This window comes from Cupriavidus numazuensis, from assembly GCF_905397435.1.
Classification (GTDB): Bacteria; Pseudomonadota; Gammaproteobacteria; order Burkholderiales; family Burkholderiaceae; genus Cupriavidus; species Cupriavidus numazuensis.
Map to the genome: position 1 here is coordinate 29,767 of NZ_CAJPVI010000037.1, position 18,987 is coordinate 48,753.

At 68.1% G+C, this 18,987-nt stretch carries 18 protein-coding genes; 4 read left to right on the forward strand and 14 right to left on the reverse strand.

The window, feature by feature from the left end; all coding sequences use genetic code 11:
• Positions 1–33: 33 nt before the first annotated feature.
• The 14 genes from KHO41_RS26130 to KHO41_RS26195 form a co-directional block, all read right to left on the reverse strand.
• Complete coding sequence (locus KHO41_RS26130) at positions 34–1,566, reverse strand: long-chain-fatty-acid--CoA ligase (RefSeq protein WP_211956157.1); 1,533 nt, start codon at positions 1,564–1,566, stop codon at positions 34–36.
• 4 nt (positions 1,567–1,570) lie between these two features.
• Entirely contained in the window at positions 1,571–2,017 is a 447-nt protein-coding gene (locus KHO41_RS26135; RefSeq protein ID WP_211956158.1) for a PaaI family thioesterase, read from the reverse strand.
• On the reverse strand, positions 2,014–3,699 hold the full coding sequence (locus tag KHO41_RS26140) for a GMC family oxidoreductase (RefSeq protein WP_211956159.1): 1,686 nt from the start codon (positions 3,697–3,699) through the stop codon (positions 2,014–2,016). The genes KHO41_RS26135 and KHO41_RS26140 overlap by 4 nt, the downstream gene beginning before the upstream one ends.
• Complete coding sequence (locus KHO41_RS26145) at positions 3,696–5,411, reverse strand: long-chain fatty acid--CoA ligase (RefSeq protein ID WP_211956160.1); 1,716 nt, start codon at positions 5,409–5,411, stop codon at positions 3,696–3,698. Before KHO41_RS26145 ends, KHO41_RS26140 begins: the two co-directional genes overlap by 4 nt.
• A 36-nt stretch (positions 5,412–5,447) precedes the next feature.
• On the reverse strand, positions 5,448–6,680 hold the full coding sequence (locus tag KHO41_RS26150; protein WP_211956161.1) for an acyl-CoA dehydrogenase family protein: 1,233 nt from the start codon (positions 6,678–6,680) through the stop codon (positions 5,448–5,450).
• Between the two features lie 10 nt (positions 6,681–6,690).
• Positions 6,691–7,593, reverse strand: a complete 903-nt coding sequence (locus KHO41_RS26155; RefSeq protein ID WP_211956214.1) for an SDR family oxidoreductase — start codon at positions 7,591–7,593, stop codon at positions 6,691–6,693.
• 73 nt (positions 7,594–7,666) lie between these two features.
• Positions 7,667–8,359 carry an acyl-CoA dehydrogenase family protein gene (locus KHO41_RS26160; RefSeq protein ID WP_211956162.1) on the reverse strand — a complete coding sequence of 231 codons (693 nt, stop codon included), beginning with the start codon at positions 8,357–8,359 and terminating at the stop codon, positions 7,667–7,669.
• Between the two features lie 11 nt (positions 8,360–8,370).
• Positions 8,371–8,820 (reverse strand): acyl-CoA dehydrogenase family protein, encoded by a 450-nt coding sequence (locus KHO41_RS26165; RefSeq protein ID WP_211956163.1) that lies wholly within the window; start codon positions 8,818–8,820, stop codon positions 8,371–8,373.
• A 10-nt stretch (positions 8,821–8,830) separates the two neighbouring features.
• A complete protein-coding gene (locus KHO41_RS26170; RefSeq protein WP_211956164.1) occupies positions 8,831–9,634 on the reverse strand; it encodes an enoyl-CoA hydratase/isomerase family protein in 804 nt (267 codons plus the stop codon).
• 11 nt (positions 9,635–9,645) lie between these two features.
• Positions 9,646–10,392, reverse strand: coding sequence for an SDR family oxidoreductase (locus KHO41_RS26175; protein WP_211956165.1), 747 nt, complete (start codon positions 10,390–10,392; stop codon positions 9,646–9,648).
• A gap of 19 nt (positions 10,393–10,411) precedes the next feature.
• On the reverse strand, positions 10,412–11,560 hold the full coding sequence (locus tag KHO41_RS26180; RefSeq protein WP_211956166.1) for a thiolase family protein: 1,149 nt from the start codon (positions 11,558–11,560) through the stop codon (positions 10,412–10,414).
• The gene (locus tag KHO41_RS26185; RefSeq protein WP_211956167.1) at positions 11,557–11,964 is read right to left on the reverse strand and encodes a Zn-ribbon domain-containing OB-fold protein; all 408 of its coding nucleotides are present in this window, start codon (positions 11,962–11,964) and stop codon (positions 11,557–11,559) included. The genes KHO41_RS26180 and KHO41_RS26185 overlap by 4 nt, the downstream gene beginning before the upstream one ends.
• Before the next feature lie 20 nt (positions 11,965–11,984).
• Positions 11,985–13,187, reverse strand: coding sequence for an acetyl-CoA C-acetyltransferase (locus tag KHO41_RS26190; RefSeq protein ID WP_211956168.1), 1,203 nt, complete (start codon positions 13,185–13,187; stop codon positions 11,985–11,987).
• Positions 13,188–13,221: 34 nt separating this feature from the next.
• Positions 13,222–14,400 (reverse strand): CaiB/BaiF CoA transferase family protein, encoded by a 1,179-nt coding sequence (locus tag KHO41_RS26195; protein ID WP_211956169.1) that lies wholly within the window; start codon positions 14,398–14,400, stop codon positions 13,222–13,224.
• 252 nt (positions 14,401–14,652) lie between these two features.
• On the opposite strand from KHO41_RS26195, the gene KHO41_RS26200 reads away from it, so the two are divergent.
• From KHO41_RS26200 to KHO41_RS26215, 4 genes are all read left to right on the forward strand, one after another.
• Entirely contained in the window at positions 14,653–15,636 is a 984-nt protein-coding gene (locus KHO41_RS26200) for a Bug family tripartite tricarboxylate transporter substrate binding protein (protein ID WP_211956170.1), read from the forward strand.
• A 100-nt stretch (positions 15,637–15,736) separates the two neighbouring features.
• Positions 15,737–16,600, forward strand: a complete 864-nt coding sequence (locus KHO41_RS26205) for an enoyl-CoA hydratase/isomerase family protein (RefSeq protein WP_211956171.1) — start codon at positions 15,737–15,739, stop codon at positions 16,598–16,600.
• Positions 16,601–16,610: 10 nt separating this feature from the next.
• Complete coding sequence (locus KHO41_RS26210) at positions 16,611–17,750, forward strand: acyl-CoA dehydrogenase family protein (protein ID WP_211956172.1); 1,140 nt, start codon at positions 16,611–16,613, stop codon at positions 17,748–17,750.
• Between the two features lie 38 nt (positions 17,751–17,788).
• On the forward strand, positions 17,789–18,973 hold the full coding sequence (locus KHO41_RS26215; protein ID WP_211956173.1) for a lipid-transfer protein: 1,185 nt from the start codon (positions 17,789–17,791) through the stop codon (positions 18,971–18,973).
• Positions 18,974–18,987: the final 14 nt, after the last annotated feature.

An 18,987-nucleotide genomic window follows, 5' to 3' on the forward strand; every position in this document is an offset into this window, starting at 1 on the left:
GCGGCGCCCGCCAAGAACGACACCCCACTCCCACTAAAGAAACCCCATCCGCAATTCCCTCTTCAACACCTTCCCCGCCCCCGACAGCGGCAACGCCTCACGAAACTCCACCGTCTTCGGCACCTTGTACCCCGCAATGAACTTTCGGCAATACCGCCTAACCTCCTCCGCGCCCAACGCCATGCCAGCCCGGACCACCACCACGGCATGAACCGCCTCGCCCCATTTGTCGTGCGGCACGCCAATCACCGCGCACGCAGCGACCGCCGGATGCCGGGCAATCACGTTCTCGACTTCCGCGGAGTAGACATTCTCACCACCACTGACGATCATGTCCTTGATGCGATCGACGATGAACAGATATCCCTGTTCATCCATATAACCGCCATCGCCTGTATGGAGCCAGCCATTGCGCAGCGCTTTGGCCGTTTCCTCCGGCTTGTTCCAGTACCCCGCCATGATATTCGGGCCACGCACGATGATCTCGCCCACCGTGCCGCGCGACACCTCGTTGCCCGCTTCATCGACGATCTTCACAAGCACGGCCGGGCCGCCACGCCCCACGGAGCGGTACAGCCCACTGCGCCGGCCCGCTTCGCCATGGTTGGCGGGCGGGTTCGACGAGACACTCGGGCAGGCCTCGGTCAAGCCGTATGAATGGCTCAGTTCAACACCAGGCAGGCGCGTGATCACCTCTTCCAGCAGCGCGATGGAAATCGGCGAGGCCCCGTAAGTCAGCCGCCGCACGCGCGAGAAGTCGGTGATGGCGAAATCCGGATGCGCGAGCGTCGCCTGGATCATGGTCGGCACGAGCTGGATCTCGGCCACGCCGTCGTCGCGGATCGCGCGCAGCACGTCGGCGGCGTCGAACGACGGGATGATCGCGTGGCTCTCGCCGGCCAGCCACTGGACGATGGCACGGCCGAGGCCCGCGACATGGAAGAACGGCGTGGCGTGCAGTACGGCCGCGTCGCGGACCGGCGGCGCTTCCGCTAGCCGCTGCATGCCGCTCGACCACAGGTTCATGTGGGTCTGCATCACGCCCTTCGGGAAGCCCGTGGTGCCGCCCGTGTACATCACCGAAGCCAAATCGCCACCACCGCGCCCGGCATCCTCCACAGGCTCGCTGGATGCGATCAGCGCTTCGAACGACAACATGCCGGCGGGGGCCTCTCTCTCGCCGGCATGGATCACCACGGCCACCGAGCGCGATGCCGCGCGAATGGCATCGACCAGCGGCAGGTGGTGATCGTCAACGATCAGGATGCGCGTGTCGCAGTCGTCCAGCGAGTAGACCATCTCCGGCACGCTCCACCGGATATTGACCGGATTGACCACGCCCCCGCCCCACCACGTCCCCATGAAATACTCGAGGTAGCGGTCGGAGTTGAGCGACAGCATGGCAACCCGGTCGCCGGGCGCCATGCCCTGTGCACGCAGGCCAGCGGCGAGGCGGGCGACGCGGTCTGCCATCTCGCCATACGTTCGGAGTCGGCCCTGGAACACAGTGGCCGTGCGCGCCGGCGTCAGTTGCGCGGCGCGCTGCAGGCTGAGAGTGAGATGCATCCGATCACCCCACCGCCTGCCCGGCCCGCACCTTGACGAAGAACGCCCCGCTGGAATGCATCACCACACGGTCACCCACGCGCATGTCGCAGTCGGTGTTGATCAGCTTGCGGCCGTCCTTGAGCACGCGCACATGGGCCTCGACCCAGTCGCCGGGCTGTACCGCGCCGATGTAGTCGATGCCCAGATGCACGGTCGGCGCAGCCGACGTATGGAGGTCGCGGCGCACCACGGCCCCTTGCGCGACATCCGCGAGCGTGGCCAGGAAGCCGCCATGGGCGATGCCGATCTGGTTCAGGTGCTCGCGGCCCACGCGCGCGGCCACGATCGGCTTGTCAGCGTGGATATAGAACGGACCGCAGGTCTTGATGAAGCCCGCCGGCGAGACCAGCAACTCGAACCCTTCAGGAATTTCATTACCGGCATCCGCCGGTTGCACTGCGTGCATCATGCATTCGCTCCTTTCACGGGCGATCCCAGCGGCGCTGCCGGCCGGCCCAGGATCATGTCCGCCGCCTTTTCGCCGATCATCATCGCCGGCGCATTGGTGTTGCCGCCGATCAGCGTCGGCATGACCGATGCGTCCACCACGCGCAGGCCCTCCACACCGCGCACGCGCAGTTGCGGGTCGACCACCGATCCCGCATCGCCGCCCATGCGGCAGGTGCCAACAGGGTGGTAAGCGGTGTCCGCGCGGCGGCGGATCAGCGCGCGGATGGCCTCGTCGTCGCTGCCGTCCGCACGCAGGTCCGGATCACCGGACTTGCCGCCGAAGCGGGACAGCACCGGCTGGTCGAAGATGCGCTTGAGGATGCGCACGCCCCCGACCAGGCTTTCCATGTCGCGCGGGTCGGAGAGCATGTTCAGGTCGATCTCCGGTGCCTCGCGCACGTCGGCGGAGCGCAGACGTACCTGACCGCGGCTGTGCGGCCGCAGGATGCACATATGGCACGAATAGCCGTGGCCATAACCGATCGGACGCGTCACGGCGGCGGTAATGAAGTGCGCCTGCAGATCCGGGGCGGCCAGGTCGGGACGGCTCTTGAAGAAACCGCCGGCCTCCGACAGGTTGCCCGACAGCATGCCCGCACGCTCGCGCTTGTAGCGGCGGAACTCGCGCCACATGCGCAGGCCGCCGCGGACCGACAAGCCGATCAGGTCCGTGGTCGGCACCTTTGCCTGGTAGAGCAGCACGTCCGCATGTTCCTGCAGGTTCTGGCCGACGCCGGGCGCATCCGCCACCACGTCGATGCCGAACTGGCGCAGGTGGTCGGCCGGGCCGACGCCCGAGACCATCAGCAGTTGCGGCGAACCGAACGCGCCGCTGCTGACGATCACCTCGCGGCTGGCGCGCAGCGTCACCTCCGTATCGCCACGGCGAACGACCACGCCGACCGCGCGCTTGCCTTCGAACACGATGCGCATGGCTTGCGTGTCGGTCAGCACGTGCAGGTTCGGCTGCCGCGCGTTGACGGTCGGGTCGCCCCGGTGCAGATAGGCGCGTGCCGCGTTCCAGCGCTCGCCATTGCGCTGCGTGACCTGGTAGTAGCCGACGCCTTCCTGGGTCTGGCCATTGAAGTCATGGTTGTACGGATGGCCCGCCGCCTGCGCGGCCTCGATGAAGTAGCGCGAGTACGGGCTCGGCGTGCGCAGGTCGGTTACGGCGAGCGGACCACTGCCGCCGTGCAGCGGATCGTCCTTGCGGCCGCCCACGCGGTCATTGCATTCGGAGCGGCGGAAATAAGGCAGCACGTCCTGCCAGCTCCAGCCGTCGCAGCCATCGGCAGCCCAGCGGTCGTAGTCCGACGGCACGCCGCGGATGTAGACCATGCCGTTGATCGATGAGCTGCCGCCCAGGCCCCGCCCGCGCGGCTGCTGGCCGCGCCGGTTGTCGAGATTTGGCTGCGGCTTGGTGCGATAGCCATAGTTGCGCGCGTTGGCCTTGCGCGCGTTGACGATCACGCCGAGCGGCGTCGTCACCGATTTCACGTGGTCGTTTGCACCGGCTTCCAGCAGGGCGATGCTGTAATCGCTGCCCTGCGCGAGCCGTCCGGCGACGGCACAACCGGCTGATCCGCCGCCGATGACGATGTAGTCGAACTGCGTTTGGGTCTGGGTCTGCGTCTGGGTCATTGCATTGACTCCGCTTCCTGCAAGGTCCGCCACGCGAGCTTGCCGGTGGCCGTACGGGGAATCGAGGCGACGATCTCGACGATGCGCGGGGCCTTGTAGGCCGCCATATGCTCGCGGCCCCAGGCCACCAGGCTGTCAGCCGTGATGCCTTCGTGGCCGGCCTTGAGCACGACCACCGCCTTGACCGTCTCGCCGCGATGCGCGTCGCGGGCCGCGATCACGCAGGTTTCCTGGATGGCCGGGTGGCGGTACAGCAAGGTCTCCACCTCGGCCGGCCAGACCTTGTAGCCCGATGCGTTGATCATGCGCTTGAGGCGGTCGCGCATGAAGAAGTAGCCTTCCTCGTCCTCGCAGGCCAGGTCGCCGGTGCGGAAGAAGCGCTTGCCGTCGAGGGTGATGAAGGTTTCCTCGTTGGCCTTCGGGTTGTTCCAGTAGCCATGCATGATCTGCCCGCCATGCACCACGATCTCCCCGACTTCCCCGCGCGGCACGGGCTGCAGCGTTTCCGGGTCGATGACGTGGGCTTCCACGCCATAGGTGCGCACGCCGAGGCATGTCGGCTTGGGCTTGTGCACCGGGTTGACGAACAGGAAGGCCGCGGTCTCGGTCAGGCCATAGCCCTCCACGTACTGCAGGCCGTAGCGCTCGCGCATCAACGCGGAGGTGTTCTCGGGCATGGCGGCCCCGCCGCCGCCCACCACGCGCAGGCTGCTCAGGTCGCGTGACTCGATGCCGGGCTGGTTGAAAAAGTCCACCAGCATCGGCGGCAAGGCGCCCCAGAACGTCACGCGGTGGCGCTCGATCAGTTCGGCTGCGGTACGCGCATCCCAGCGCGGCAGCAGCACGATGGTGCCGCCGACGAAGATCGGGCCGTTGAGGCTGTTCTGCAGGCCGAGCAGGTGGAACATCGGCGCAACGGCCAAAAAGACCGCCTCGCAGTTCGTATTGCGCCAGAGCTGCGAGCCGGCCACCGACGTCATCACCGTGCGGTGGTCATGCACGCAAGCCTTGGGGGCACCGGTGGTCCCCGAGGTATAGGGCAGCATGCTGAGGTCGCTCTGCTTGCCGGTGTACGGCGCCGGCAAGCGGCCCTCGGCCAGCGCATCCGGCCAGCTCACCATGCCGTCGGGCAGGCTGTCGCGGCTGCAGCGCACCCGCACCCAATCCGGCACCGTGAGGCCGGCGTCGTCATCGCCGAGCGCATCGCCATAGGCATGCACGATCACGTGGCGCAACGGCGTCTGGCCCAGCAGCGGAAGAAGCTGGTTGGCCAGCTCCTGCGCGGCGAAGCAGGCCACCGCGCCGCTGTCGGCGGCGATGTGGCGCAATTCCTCCTCGAGCAGCATCGCATTGACCGGCACCATTACGGCCTGCGCGCGCAGGATGGCGAAGTACGCGGCGATGAACTGCGGGCAGTTCTGGCTGAACAGCATCACGCGGTCGCCAGGCTTCACGCCGCAGGCTTGCTGCAGGTAGCCGGCCATATGGCCGGCATCACGCAGCAGTTCGCCATAGGTGTAGGCCGCGCCGTAGAACTGGACCGCCGTCTTGCCCGGGTAGCGGCGCGCGGACATCTCCAGGTTCTCGAAGAGGGTGGTGTCGGGGACGTGCACCTGCGCCGGCAGGCCGCCCTTGGCGTAGCGGCGGTCCAGCACGAGCGTGCCGGTGGGACGCTCGATCGTGCCGTCCTGCCCCGGATTGGTCGAAGTCATCGTCAGGTCCTCATGGTTGATCGTGGCGGTGCGCCATCAGATTGACGTGTCGCCGCCGAGCAGCTGGCGGGCGATGGTGCGGCGCTGGATTTCCGAAGTGCCGTCGGGGATGCGCAGCGTGCGCGCATAGCGGTAGCCCGCTTCCAGCCGCAGTTCGTTGGTCAGGCCCATGGCACCGTGGACCTGGATGGCGCGGTCGAATACGCGGCCCACCATCTCCGTGGCCGACGCCTTGACCATCGATACTTCCTTGGTCGCCGGCTGGCCCTGGTCCACCAGCCACGCGCAATGGCGGATCATCGACTTGGCCGAGTAGATGTCCATCGCGCATTCGGCCAGCATGAACTGCACGGCCTGGTGGTTGCTGATCGGTCCACCGAAGGTCTTGCGGACCTTGGAATACTCGATGGCTTGCGTTAGCGCCCATTGCGCGAGACCGATGCAGGACGCTGCCATGCTCAGGCGCCCGGCATTGACGCCGTCGAGCGCCACCAGCAGGCCCTTGTCGACGGGGCCGAGCCGGTGCGTGTCGGGCACGCGGACGGCATCGAGCGAAACGATGGCGATGTCGCCACCGAGGTGGCCCATGGTCGGGATCACGCTCGGGACCGAAAAGCCCGGCGTGCTCGTGGGCAGGAAGAACCCGGTGATGCCGCCTTTATGCGCCCTCGCCTTCTCCTCGTCGGTGACGGCGAAGACCATCGCGTAATCGGCATACGGCGCGTTGGTGATCCACTGCTTGGTGCCATTGATGATCCAGTGGTCGCCGTCTCGAACCGCGCGCGTGCGCATGCCGAACACGTCGGAACCCGCGTCGGGTTCCGACAGGCCAAAGCACATGGTCTTGCCGCCGCTGGCCAGTTCGTCGTGCACCGATTCCAGTACAGCCGGATCGAGGTGCTTCAGCACCGGCGACAGGCCGTTGGTGAACGGCGACGGCAGCACCACCGTCTGCACCAGCGGACGATCGGGGCCAACGTGCGCGTTCAGGCGCTCCTGGATGTAGCACGCCGCTTGCGCACCGAGCCCGCCGCCGCCCAGCGACTCGGGCGACAGCGCCGTGTAGAAGCCAAGCTCGGCCGAGCGCATACGCACCTGGCGGCGCAACGCCAGCACCTCGGGACTGAAGCGCCCGTCAGGCGCGTAGACCGTGCGCTCGCTGGACAGCAGCGCGCGGTGCTCGTGCTCGAGCGGGGCGACCTCGCGGTCGACGAACTTCAGCAGCGCGTCGCCGAAGTCCACCCATTCGCCGGGAACCGTGAAATCCATCGCTGCCTCCTCAGACCGGGTCCCAGGCGAACACGGCGCCGGAGACTTCCACCGGGAAAAACGACGGCGCCATGGCCGGCAGCAGGTGCGAGGCCAACGTCCGCGGCGTCCAGCCTTCGCTGCGCTGCATGGCGCGCACCGGGCGCGGCTGGCTCATCAGGAAGATCTCGTTGCGGCGCACGGTGAAGATCTGGCCGTTGACGGCGGCGGCCGCGTCGCTGGCCAGGAACACGGCCAGCGGCGCAATATCGGCCGGCGACATGGTCTTGGCCTTGGCGATGCGCTCGACCTGGTCCGGCGTCTCGGGAATGGCGCCGGCCATGCGGCTCCAGGCAAACGGCGAGATGCAGTTCGAACGCACGTTGTAGCGGGCCATGTCGAGCGCAATGGCCTTCGACAGCCCGGCCACGCCCATCTTGGCTGCGGCGTAGTTGGCCTGACCGATATTACCGATCAGGCCCGAGGTCGACGTCATGTGCACGAAATTGCCGCTTTTCTGGTTGCGGTAGTGCGTGGCGGCGGCGCGGCTCATGTTGAAGGCGCCGTAGATATGCACGCGCATCACCGCGTCGAATTCCTCGGGTGTCATCTGGTGGAAGATGCGGTCGCGCAGGATGCCTGCGTTGTTGACCACGGTGTCGATGCGGCCGAACTGGTCGACCGCCGCCTCGACGATGCGCGCCGCGCTGCCGGCCTCGGCCACGCTCTCGCGGCTGATGATCGCCTCGCCGCCTCCGGCGCGGATCAGGCCGGCTACTTCCTCGGCCGGGTCTTCCTGGCTGGCGTCGCCGGTCACGGTCACGCCCACATCGTTGACGACCACTTTCGCGCCGCTGCGCGCCATCGCCAGCGCGATCTCGCGCCCGATGCCACGGCCCGCGCCGGTGACGATCACGACCTTGCCTTCCATCATCTGTTCGTTGCTCATGGTGCTTGTCTCTTTGTCTCTGGAGTGTTTGGACTTATCAGGGTGAATCAGCGGGAAATCATCGGAATGCCGCTGTCCCGGTCAACTCACGCCCCTGGATCAGCGCAAGAATACCGTTCATGCCATCCGGCACCTGGAACACACGCGCATCGCGCCACATGCGTTCCAGCCCCAGCTCCTCGCTGATCCCCATGGCGCCGTGGACCTGCATGGCCAGGTGGATGGCCCGCTCGCAGGCCTGCGTGGCGTAGCGCTTGGCCATGGCCGAGGTGCCGTTGGCGCGCAGGCCGCGGTCGATGCAATCGAGCGCGTAGTAGCACATCAGGCGCGACGACACGATCATGGTTTCGATGTCGGCCAGGTCCTTCTGCACAAGCTGGTGGCCCGCCAGCGGCTTGCCGAACTGCTGGCGCGACTTCGCGTACTCGACCGTCATGTCGAACGCCTTCTGCGCGAGATGCACGCACATCAGCCCGAGCAGCGGGCGGTTGCCGTTCCAGGCCATCGTCAGCGTCTTGGCCGCGTCGCCGGCGTCCCCGACGATGTGGCTGGCCGGCACGCGTGTGCGTTCGAACACCAGTTCGCTCAGATGGCCTTGCCGCAGGCCGGTGATGCCGGTTTCGCGGATCTCGAAGTCGACTTCGCTGCGGTCAACCAGCGCGCGGCGCGTGACCGGCTTGCCGTTCGCGTCGACGCCGGTCACGCACGACACATTGACCACGTCGCAGATCGAGGCATTGGTGATCCACATCTTGCGGCCGGTCAGGTACGCGTCGTCACCCTCGATCTCCAGCCGCGTGCGGCCGCGCCGGAATCCGAGCCCGCGTTGGCCTCGGTATTGGCCGTGCAGGCGATCTTGCGTCCGGCGATCAGGTCCGGCAGGTAGCGCTCGCGGATATCGTCCGGGCAGCCGAGATGGATGCGCAGGATCGTCCCCTCGTGCGAGGCGAGCGACAGCGCGACCACGGGCGGCAGTTGTTCCAGGATCATCCCGTAGTCGAGCATCTTCAGGCCGCCGCCACCCGCGTCCACTGGCACGCGCGGCGCCGTGATGCCGAGTTCGGCAAAGGCGGCGAAGATTTCCAGCATGACCGCTTTGGGCAGCGGCTGATTAGCCGGGTGTGCGCGCAGCACCGGATCGATGCGGGTCTGCACCATGCGCCGCGCGGCGCTGACCATCAGTTCCTGGTCTTCTGTCAGGGCAAAGTTCATGTCTGGTTCCTCAGGCGCCGCGATAGTCCGGCTGGCGCTTTTCGGCGAAGGCCGTACGGCCTTCGATGCGGTCGGCGCTGTCGCGCAGCAGGCCCCATTGCAGGTTGGCCTGCGCGACAAAGTCGCGCGGCGAAAGGTGCGACGTCTGCACCGCAAGCTGCTTGACCGCCTGTACCGCGAGCGGACCGTTGGCGGCAATGCGGCTGGCAAGTTGCAGGGCCAGGTCCATCAGGCCGTTGGCCGCCACCACGTCACTGACGAGGCCAATGCGCAGCGCCTCGTCAGCGCCGATGCGTTCGCCGGTCATTGCCATCTTCATGGCGTGCGCCGCGGGCACCGCACGCATCAGGTACTGCACGCCACCCACGGCGGGCACGCTGGCGACCTTGACTTCGGGCAGGCCGAAGCTGGCACCTTGCGCGGCGACACGCAGGTCGCATTGCAGCGCGAGTTCGAGCCCGCCGCCAAGGCAGTAGCCATTGATCGCGGCGATGATCGGCTTCCAGACCAGCAGGTCGCTCAGGTCGAGCAGGCGCGTGTAGCCACCGAGCTGCGCCTCGCCGGCGCGGCTCTTGAAGGCGCCCGCCGCAAACCCGGTGGACGGCGGTAGCGTGGCCTTCAGGTTGGCGCCGGTGCAGAAAGCACGGTCGCCCGCGCCGGTGATGACGATGGCGCGCACGCTGTCGTCATCCTGGCATTGCGCGAGGCGTTCGCGCAGCGCGACGAGTTCCTCGACGGTCAGCGCGTTGAGCGATTCCGGCGCGTCGAGCGTCAGCACCGCGACGTGGCCGTGCTGCCGATAGTGAATGGTCATTTCGGCCCCTTTCAAACACTCGGGCTCGACAACGAGCGTCCGCCGCAGACATACAGCGTCTGCCCGGTGATGTACGACGCCTTGCGGTTCGCGAACATCAGCACGGCCTGGGCGATATCCTCCGGCTGGCCGATGCGGCCGACCGGCACGCTGGCCTTGAGGCGGTCGCGCTGCTCGTCGTTGTAGGTCGCCATCAGCGGCGTCTCGACGATGCCCGGGGCAACCGCATTGACGGTGATGCCGTTGCGCGCCAGCTCGATCGCCAGCGAGCGCGTCAGGCTCACCACGCCGCCCTTGGCCGCCGAGTAGTTGGACTGGCCGAAGCCGCCCAACCAGGCCCGCGACGAGATATTGACGATGCGGCCATAGCCCTGCTCCACCATGCCAGGCACCACGGCGCGCGCGCACAGGAACTGCGACTTCAGGTTGACGCCGATGACGAAGTCCCAGTCCTCCTCCGTCATCTTGACGAAGCGCTTGTCGCGCGTGATGCCCGCGTTGTTCACAAGGATGTCGGGCGTCTTCCAGCGCGCCTTGATCTGCGCCACGCCGGCCTGGACCTCGGCATCCGAGGTCACGTCCACGCGCAGCACCATGAGCCGGTCCGCGTGCTCGCGCACGTCGGCGGCCAGCGCTTCCAGCGTCTTGCCGTTCAAATCGAACACGGCAACGGCGTGTCCCGCTTCCAGCAGGGCCTTTGTAATGCCAAGGCCGATGCCCTGTGCGCCGCCGGTAACGACGGCAATCTGCTTGTCCATGACTGCTTCCTTCCTGATATCAGTGGCCGAGGATGTGCACCGCAGACGCCGCGTGGTCCACGCCCGCGATGCCGCCGCCGGTGCATTGCGTCAGCGCCAGTCCGGCATTCGGTATCTGCCGCTCGCCGGCGCGGCCTTCGAGCTGCCACACGGCTTCGACCATCTGCGCAACGCCGGTGGCGCCCAGCGGGTGCCCCTTGGCCAGCAGGCCGCCGCTCGGGTTGACCGGCACGCGCCCGCCCAGCGCCGTCGCGCCGGACTGCAGCAGTTCGTGCGCCTCCCCGCGTTCGCACAGTCCCAGCGCGTTGTAGTAGACGAGCTCGGCGATCGTGAACGCGTCGTGCAGTTCGACCATGTCGAGGTCGGCCGGCTTCACGCCGGCCTCCCGGTAGGCAAGCTGCGCGGCGCGCGTCGTGATCTCGGCGGCGAGGATGTCGTCGTGCCCGATCTCCTGCCGCCCCGATTGCACGACCGAGGCCAGCACGCGCACGGGCTTGCTGTGCTTCGTGGGCTTGCGCGTGGTCAGCACCAGCGCCGCGGCGCCGTCCACGGCCGAGGGGCAGCATTGCAGCAGCGTCAGCGGATCGAACACCATGCGCGAGTCCATGACCTCGTCCACGCTGACGCCGGTGCGGGTCTGCGCGTACGGGTTGAGGCCGCCGTGGCGGCGGTTCTTCACCGCGACCTCGGCCAGCACCTCGGGCTTCACGCCGAACTCGTGCAGGTAGCGCGTGGCGCGCATCGCGTAGACCGACGGCAGCGTCAGGCCGGCGCGCGCATACAGCGACGTCATGTAGTCGTTCTTCTGCAGCGGCAGCGCGCCGCCGCCGAGCGCGGTCAGCTGCTCCACGCCGAACACCACGACCGTGTCGTAGCGGCCGGCTTCGAGTGCGTGGCAGGCCAAGTGCACGCCGGTGGCGCCACTGGCGCAGGCGTTCTCGACGTTGTAGATGGCGGGACCGGTCACGCCGAGGTCGCGCAGCAGCACCTGCCCCAGCACCATGCCGCCGAAGACGTTGGCGGCGTAGAAGGCCTGCACTGCATTCAGGTCGACGTCGGCATCGGCCACGGCATCGTGCACCGCGCTCTGGGCCAGGTCCTGCATCGAGCCGTCGTGGCGGCCGAAACGGGTCATGGCGACGCCGGCAATGTAGATCGGCTTGTTCATTGGCTGGCCTCCGCGCCGATGGGCTCGAACGCATGGATCGGTCCTTCCGCCGTATGCACGAGGCATGCGCGCAGCGCGTCGCCAATGGCTGGGCGGCGGCCCTCGGGGTACACCAAACGGCCAAAGATGCGCACGCCTTCCGGGAAATCGGCAAGGCCCAGCGGCGTCGGCGCCAGGCCGGTCTTCGCCGACGGGTGCATCACGGTGTAGCTGTACAGCGTGGCCGCGCCATGCAGCGCCACGACCTCGGTCTTGCTGGCCTGCGGCGAGGTCAGGGGCAGCGGCGGAAAATGCAGCGTCTCGCTGTCATGGTGCCGGTACGCGAGCAGCACGAGCTGGCCGTCCTGCTCGCGCCACGGTTGCTCCGAGGCGCAGCGTGGCGCGTCGGCGTGACTGTCTCTCATGTTGTCCTCCTTCGATTCGTTCAGACGCGCTCGAACACCGCTGCCAGGCCCTGCCCGCCGCCGATGCACATGGTTTCCAGGCCGAAACGCGCGTTGCGCCGGCGCATTTCGTGCAGCATCGTCGTGAGGATGCGCACGCCGGTGGCGCCGATCGGGTGGCCCAGCGAAATGCCCGAGCCGTTGACGTTGACGCGCGCATCGTCGCCGCGGATGCCCCATGCCTTGAGCACGCTCAGCACTTGTACGGCGAAGGCCTCGTTGACTTCGATCAGGTCGAGATCCGAGAGCGTCATGCCCAGGCGCGGCAGCAGCTTTGCCACGGCCGGAACGGGGCCGATGCCCATGCGCAGCGGATCGCAGCCCGCCGCCGCCCAACCTGCCAGGCGGCCCATCGGCTCCAGCCCATGGGTCTTCAGGTAGGCCTCGGACACCACGAGGCAAGCCGACGCCGCGTCGTTCTGCTGGCACGCGTTGCCCGCCGTCACCGTGCCACCGCGCAGCAGGGCCGGCAGCTTCGCCATGGCTTCGAAGCTCGCGTCTTCGCGGATGCCTTCGTCGCGGCTGAACAGCTTCGGTTCGCCCTTGCGCTGCGGCACGGGGACCGGCACGACCTCGGCCTCGAAGCGGCCGCTTGCCCAGGCCTCGGCGGCGAGCTGGTGGCTGCGCGCGGCAAAGCGATCACTCTCCTCGCGGCCAATCTCGTAATCCTTCGCCAGGTTCTCCGCGGTCTCGGCGGCGCCGCCGGCCATCACGCCGTAGCGGCTCACCGGCTGCGAATTGACGCGGCCGCGGTCGAGGCGGTCGTGGAACGACACGCTGCCCAGCCGCGCGCCCCAGCGCATGTCGGTGGTGTAGTACTCGATATTGCTCATGCTCTCGACGCCGGCGACCAGCACGGCGTCGGCCACGCCGCCCTGCACCTGCATGGCTGCGTCGATCACGGCCTGCAGGCCCGAGCCGCAGCGGCGGTCGACTGCGTAGCCGGAGACGGTTTCCGGCAGACCGGCCAGCGATGCCGCATAGCGGCCGATGCACGGCGCCTCGCTGGACTGGTACGACTGGGCGACGATGACTTCGTCGATGCTGTCCGCCGGCGCGCCCGAGCGCTCCAGGACGGCGCGCAGCACGTGGGCGGCCAGGTCGGAGGCGGTCAGCGGCGCGAGCGATCCGCCGAACTTGCCGACTGGCGTGCGCAGCGGAGAAACAATGTATGCGTGGCTCATGGCGAGTATTCGGTTCGTTTGGGAATGATTGGGATCAGGCAGCCTTGCGTCCGGCATCGGCCGCCGCGAAGCCAAGACCGAGTGCCGTCAGGCTGTCCACGGCGGCCGTGTCGAAGCCCCAGGCTTGAAGCGCCTGCCCGCCGTGTTCGCCGCGTGCAGGCGCCGTGCGGCCGATCGCCGATGGCGTCAGTGAGAAGCGCGGCGCGGGCGCGGGTTGCGTCACGCCCTCGACCTCGACGAAGCTGCCGCGCGCCACGTTGTGCGGGTGCTGCGACGCTTCGGAGAACTTGAGCACCGGTGCCACGCAGGCGTCGCTGCCCTCGAACACGGCGCACCATTCGTCGCGGGTGCGCGAGCGGAACGCCATCCTGAAGTTCTGGCGCAGCACCGGCCAGTCAGCGCGGTTGTTGCGGTCGGGCAGGCCGGCATCGGCCAGGCCGAGCTTCTCCACGAGTTCCTGGTAGAAGCGCTCTTCCACCGCGCCCACGGCCATGTAGTGGCCGTCGCTGGTGACATAGCTGTCGTACCACGGCGTACCGCCGTCGAGCAGGTTGCTGCTGCGCGATTCGCGCCAGTGGCCGGACGCCAGCACGCCCCACACCACGGAGGCAAGCTGCGCGGCGCCTTCGATCATGGCGGCATCCACTACCTGCCCGTTGCCGGTGCGCTGCGCGTGAAGCAGCGCGCCGAGCACGCCCATGGCCAGCAACATGCCGCCACCACCGTAGTCGCCGACAAGGTTGAGGGGCGGCACCGGCGCGTCGTCGCCGCGGCCGATGGCCGACAGCACGCCCGACAGCGCGATGTAGTTGAGGTCATGGCCGGCGCTCATGGCGAGCGGGCCGGTCTGGCCCCAGCCGGTGATGCGGCCGTAGACGAGCTTCGGGTTGCGCGCCAGTGCCGGCTCGGGCCCAAGGCCCAGGCGCTCCATGGTGCCCGGGCGGAAGCCCTCGATCACCACGTCGGCCTTCTCCATCAGCGCCAGCGCGGCCTGGACCGCTTCGGGGCGCTTGAGGTCGAGCGTCACCGAGCTGCGGCCGCGCCCGACCACGTCGATGCGCTTGCCATGGATCTTCGGCCCAAGATCCGCGGCCGCCACCGGCCGGTCCACGCGGATCACGTCCGCGCCCATATCGGCCAGCAGCATCGCCGCAAACGGCCCGGGGCCGATGCCGTCGAACTCCAGCACACGAATTCCAGATAGAACGCCCATTGCTTCCTCTCATCCCTGTCGATTGCCCGGCATCGGTGGCCGGGGGGGTATGGAGGCAAGTAGACCAGCGGGGCAACCCCACCCGCCCACCGACGTTGGGGGGGCGTTTGCCCGGCCTGCCAGCGGCCTCGGGCGGCCATCCCCCCCTAACCCCGGTGGGCAGCAACGGTCCGCCGCGTCCGACCATGCCGGTACACCTCGCAGGCATCGCATCCACGCGGATGCGCCATGACGACAACGGAGACACCGAATATGAAAGGGATCCGAATCCCAAAGGGCATCACGCTGGCCTGTGCCGCCATTGCGCTGCTTGGCGCACACACGTCCGTGCGGGCAGAGGGCTGGCCGGCCAAGCCATTGCGGCTGATCGTGCCCTTCCCCGCCGGCGGCCCCGCCGACGTGCTGGCGCGCTATGTCGGCCAGAAGCTCGGCGAAGACCTGCGCCAGCAGGTGATCGTGGATAACGTGCCGGGCATGGGCGGATCGCTCGGCATGCAGCGCGTGGCGCATGCGAGCCCCGATGGCTATACGCTGGGATTTGCCACCGTGGGCGCGCTGAGCGTGAACCCTGCGATCTACCGGAAAGTCGGCTACGACCCGCGCCGCGACTTCACGCCTGTGGGGCAGGTCGGCGAATACGAGAACGTACTGGTGACCGGCGCGACGCAGCCCTACCGCAGCCTGAAGGAGCTGCTTGCCACCGCGCGCGCCACGCCCGACCGGATCACGTACGGGTCCGCGGGCAACGGCTCGTCGAACCACCTGTCGGGCACCCTGCTGGCCAGCCAGTCGGGGGTGCAGATTCGTCACGTTCCCTACAAAGGCAGCGCCGCGGCAATGACCGACGTGATGGCCGGCAACGTCGACTTCATGTTCGATGTGCCGGTCACGGCGCTGCCGCAGATCCGCGCCGGCAAGGTGCGCGCGCTGGCCACCACCGGCGCCGCGCGGTCGCCCGATTTCCCCGGCGTGCCCACTGTGGCGGAACTGGTGCCGGGCTATGTCGTGGTCGGCTGGGCCGCCGTGGTAGCGCCCGCTGCGCTGCCGGCCGACGTGACGGCTCGCCTGACCGGCGCCATCCGCAAGATCGTCACCACGCCGGACAGCCGCGACCACTTCCGCGCGCAAGGCTTCACGCCGGCATACCTGCCGCCGGAACGCATGGGCGAGCGCATCGGCGCCGACCTTGTGCGCTGGGGCGGTGTGGTGAAGGCGGCGGGCGCGGGCATCGACTGATCCGGCACGCGCCTGCCGGGCTACCCCCCAACAGCGGTGGGCCGAGCCTCGCCGCGCTTGCCGAATATCCCTGTACGCACTCCCATCCAGGCAGCGAACCATGCCAGCAGAACTGATCCGCCTGCGCGACGCGCAGCTCACCATCGAGGACGGCATTGCCGAGTTCTCGCACCAGCGGCCCGCCGCCCGCAACGCGCTGTCGCTCGACCTGCGCGCCGACTATGCCGACATGCTCGACCGCGTCGAGGCCGACCGCGCCATCCGCGCGCTGATCGTGACCGGTTCGGGCGGCAGCTTCTGCGCCGGCGGGGACCTCAAGTCGCTCAAGGAAAGCCGCGCCAGCAGCAACCCGGAGACCCGCTCGCCCGATGCCATGCGCCGCCGCGTGCAGAGCGCCCACGACTGGATGCAACGCCTGCGCGGCCTGGAGATCCCGGTGATCGCCGCCGTGGACGGCGCGGCGGCCGGCGCCGGCTTTTCGCTGGCGCTCGCGGCGGACTTCGTGCTCGCCTCGTCGCGCGCATTCTTCTGCATGTCGTTCACCAAGGTGGGCCTTGTGCCGGACCTTGGCGCCTTCTACCTGCTGCCGCGCGTGGTGGGCATGTCCGTGGCCAAGGAACTGGTGCTGACGGCCCGCCGAGTGGCTGCCGACGAAGCGAAGCGCCTTGGGCTCGTCCATGCCATCCACGCCCCCGATGACCTCGCGCAGCAGGCCTGGCAGTTCGCGCGCCGCTTCGCCGAGGGCCCGCGCGAAGCCATGGGCCTGAGCAAGCGCCTGCTCAACCAGAGTTTCGAATCGCACTACGCGCCGCTTGCCGAACTGGAATGCAGCGCGCAGGCCATCGCCACTTCCGCGCCCTATCACGCCGCTGCCGTGGATGCCTTCCTCGCCGGCGAACCGCCCCGCTTCGACTGGGACCGCTGGCAGCAACAACCAGCCCCGGCCTCGACCGCTTCCAAATAAGGAGACTGCTGTGCAACCGACACGTACCGTCTATCGCGACGACCATGAAATGTTCCGCACCACCGTGCGCCGCTTCTTCGAGCGCGAATGCGCGCCGAAGCAGGCCGAGTGGGACAAGGCCGGCCAGGTCGACCGCGACACCTGGCTCAAGGCCGGCCGCGAAGGCCTGCTCTGCATCACGCTGCCGACCGAATACGGCGGCGGTGGCGGCGACTACGGCCACTCGGCTGTGATGGCCGAGGAGTACCACCGTGCCGGGCTGTCCGGCGTCAGCTTCGGCATGCACTCGGACATCATTGCGCCGTACATCGCCCGCATCGGCAACGAGGAACAGAAGCGCAAATGGCTGCCGGGCGCGTGCTCGGGCGAAACCATTCTCGCCATCGCCATGACCGAACCTGGCACCGGCAGCGACCTGAAGGCGGTGCGTACCACCGCCGTGCGCGAAGGCGACGAGTATGTGATCAACGGCAGCAAGACCTTCATCAGCAACGGGATCACCGCCGACCTGATCGTGGTGGTCTGCAAGACCGACCCGGCGGCTGGCGCGAAGGGCATCAGCCTGATCGTGGTCGAGGCCGACCGCGCGGGCTTCCGCCGCGGATGCAAGCTCGACAAGGTGGGACAGCACGCGCAGGACACGGCGGAGCTGTTCTTCGACAACGTGCGCGTGCCGGTCACCAACCTGCTGGGCGAGGAAGGCAAGGGCTTCGGCTACCTGATGCAGGAACTGCCGCAGGAGCGCTTCTCCATCGCCGTCGGCGCCGCTGCGCGGCTGGAGGCCGTGCTCGCGCACACGCTGGCCTACGTGAAGGACCGCAGAGCCTTCGGCCAGACCGTCTGGGACTTCCAGAACACCCGCTTCAAGCTGGCCGACATCCAGACGCAGGCCATTGCGGTCCGCCTGATGATCGACCACTACCTCGGCGAGCACATGCGCCGCCGGCTGACGCTCGAAGAGTCCGCCATCGCGAAGCTGTTCGCCACCGAAACGCTCGGCAAGGCGCTCGACGAGATGGTGCAGCTCCATGGCGGCTACGGCTACATGATGGAGTACCCCGTGGCCCGCGCCTTTGTCGACTCGCGCGTGAACCGCATCTACGGCGGCACCAGCGAAGTCATGCGCGAACTGATCTCGCGCCAGCTCTGAACATCCATTGATTGAATTTCCGAAGGAGGAGTAGTCCCATGACACGCAATGTGTTTGTCGCCGGCGTCGGCATGATCCCGTTCGCCAAGCCCGGCGCCAGCGCCCACTATGACGAGATGGGCGCGCAGGCCATCAGCCAGGCACTGGAAGACGCCGGCCTGTCCTATGCCGATGTACAGCAGGCCTATGCCGGCTATGTCTACGGCGATTCGACCTGCGGCCAGGCCGCGCTGTACCGCGTGGGCCTGAGCGGCGTGCCGGTCGTCAATGTCAACAACAACTGCGCGACGGGATCGTCTGCGTTGTTCCTGGCACGCCAGGCCGTGCAGAGCGGAGCGGTCGACTGCGCCATTGCGGTCGGCTTCGAGGAAATGCAGCCCGGCGCACTGGCCAGCCACTGGGACGACCGCCCGCGGGCCATGAGCCGCACGCTGGCGATGGTCGAGCATATCCAGCCCGACTGCGAACTGCCGGGCGCGATCCGCATGTTCGCGGGCGCTGGCCTGGCCCACATGGAGAAGTACGGCACCAAGCTGGAAACCTTCGCGAAGATCCGCGCCAAGGCCAGCCGCCACGCGGCCAACAACCCGCTCGCGATCTTCCGCAAGGTGGTGACGCCCGAGGAAGTGCTGGCGGCGCCAGCCGTGTGGGAAGGCGTGCTGACACGCCTGATGGCCTGCCCGCCGACCTGCGGCGCGGCGGCCGCGATCGTCGTGTCGGAGGAGTTCGCGCGCAAGCGTGGCCTGCGCACCGATGTGTTCATCGCCGGCCAGGCGATGACGACCGACAAGCCGGATGCGTTCGACAACCCGAGCATGATCGAGCTGGTCGGCGTCGGCATGACGAAGTCGGCCTCGCAAGCGGTGTATGAGCAGGCGGGCATCGGCCCGGACGATATCGACGTGATCGAGCTGCACGACTGCTTCGCGCAGAACGAACTGCTGACCTACGAAGGCCTGGGCCTGTGCAAGGAAGGCGAAGGCGAACAGCTGGTCAACGACGGCGACAACACCTACGGCGGCAAGTGGGTGGTCAACCCGTCGGGCGGCCTGCTGTCGAAGGGCCATCCGCTTGGCGCCACCGGCCTGGCCCAGTGCTACGAACTGGTTCACCAGTTGCGCGGCACCGCCGGCGACCGCCAGGTGCCCGGTGCGAAGGTCGCGCTGCAGCACAACCTCGGCCTCGGCGGCGCCTGTGTGGTGACCGCGTTCAAGAAAGCCTGACGCCACGGAGAATA

What these genes read in the sequence shown, in the direction of transcription:
- KHO41_RS26130 (WP_211956157.1), bottom strand. Translation starts at nt 1,566, where the DNA reads ATGCATCTCACTCTCAGCCTGCAGCGCGCCGCGCAACTGACGCCGGCG.
- KHO41_RS26135 (WP_211956158.1), bottom strand. Translation starts at nt 2,017, where the DNA reads ATGATGCACGCAGTGCAACCGGCGGATGCCGGTAATGAAATTCCTGAA.
- KHO41_RS26140 (WP_211956159.1), bottom strand. Translation starts at nt 3,699, where the DNA reads ATGACCCAGACGCAGACCCAGACCCAAACGCAGTTCGACTACATCGTC.
- KHO41_RS26145 (WP_211956160.1), bottom strand. Translation starts at nt 5,411, where the DNA reads ATGACTTCGACCAATCCGGGGCAGGACGGCACGATCGAGCGTCCCACC.
- KHO41_RS26150 (WP_211956161.1), bottom strand. Translation starts at nt 6,680, where the DNA reads ATGGATTTCACGGTTCCCGGCGAATGGGTGGACTTCGGCGACGCGCTG.
- KHO41_RS26155 (WP_211956214.1), bottom strand. Translation starts at nt 7,593, where the DNA reads ATGATGGAAGGCAAGGTCGTGATCGTCACCGGCGCGGGCCGTGGCATC.
- KHO41_RS26160 (WP_211956162.1), bottom strand. Translation starts at nt 8,359, where the DNA reads ATGTGGATCACCAATGCCTCGATCTGCGACGTGGTCAATGTGTCGTGC.
- KHO41_RS26165 (WP_211956163.1), bottom strand. Translation starts at nt 8,820, where the DNA reads ATGAACTTTGCCCTGACAGAAGACCAGGAACTGATGGTCAGCGCCGCG.
- KHO41_RS26170 (WP_211956164.1), bottom strand. Translation starts at nt 9,634, where the DNA reads ATGACCATTCACTATCGGCAGCACGGCCACGTCGCGGTGCTGACGCTC.
- KHO41_RS26175 (WP_211956165.1), bottom strand. Translation starts at nt 10,392, where the DNA reads ATGGACAAGCAGATTGCCGTCGTTACCGGCGGCGCACAGGGCATCGGC.
- KHO41_RS26180 (WP_211956166.1), bottom strand. Translation starts at nt 11,560, where the DNA reads ATGAACAAGCCGATCTACATTGCCGGCGTCGCCATGACCCGTTTCGGC.
- KHO41_RS26185 (WP_211956167.1), bottom strand. Translation starts at nt 11,964, where the DNA reads ATGAGAGACAGTCACGCCGACGCGCCACGCTGCGCCTCGGAGCAACCG.
- KHO41_RS26190 (WP_211956168.1), bottom strand. Translation starts at nt 13,187, where the DNA reads ATGAGCCACGCATACATTGTTTCTCCGCTGCGCACGCCAGTCGGCAAG.
- KHO41_RS26195 (WP_211956169.1), bottom strand. Translation starts at nt 14,400, where the DNA reads ATGGGCGTTCTATCTGGAATTCGTGTGCTGGAGTTCGACGGCATCGGC.
- KHO41_RS26200 (WP_211956170.1), top strand. Translation starts at nt 14,653, where the DNA reads ATGAAAGGGATCCGAATCCCAAAGGGCATCACGCTGGCCTGTGCCGCC.
- KHO41_RS26205 (WP_211956171.1), top strand. Translation starts at nt 15,737, where the DNA reads ATGCCAGCAGAACTGATCCGCCTGCGCGACGCGCAGCTCACCATCGAG.
- KHO41_RS26215 (WP_211956173.1), top strand. Translation starts at nt 17,789, where the DNA reads ATGACACGCAATGTGTTTGTCGCCGGCGTCGGCATGATCCCGTTCGCC.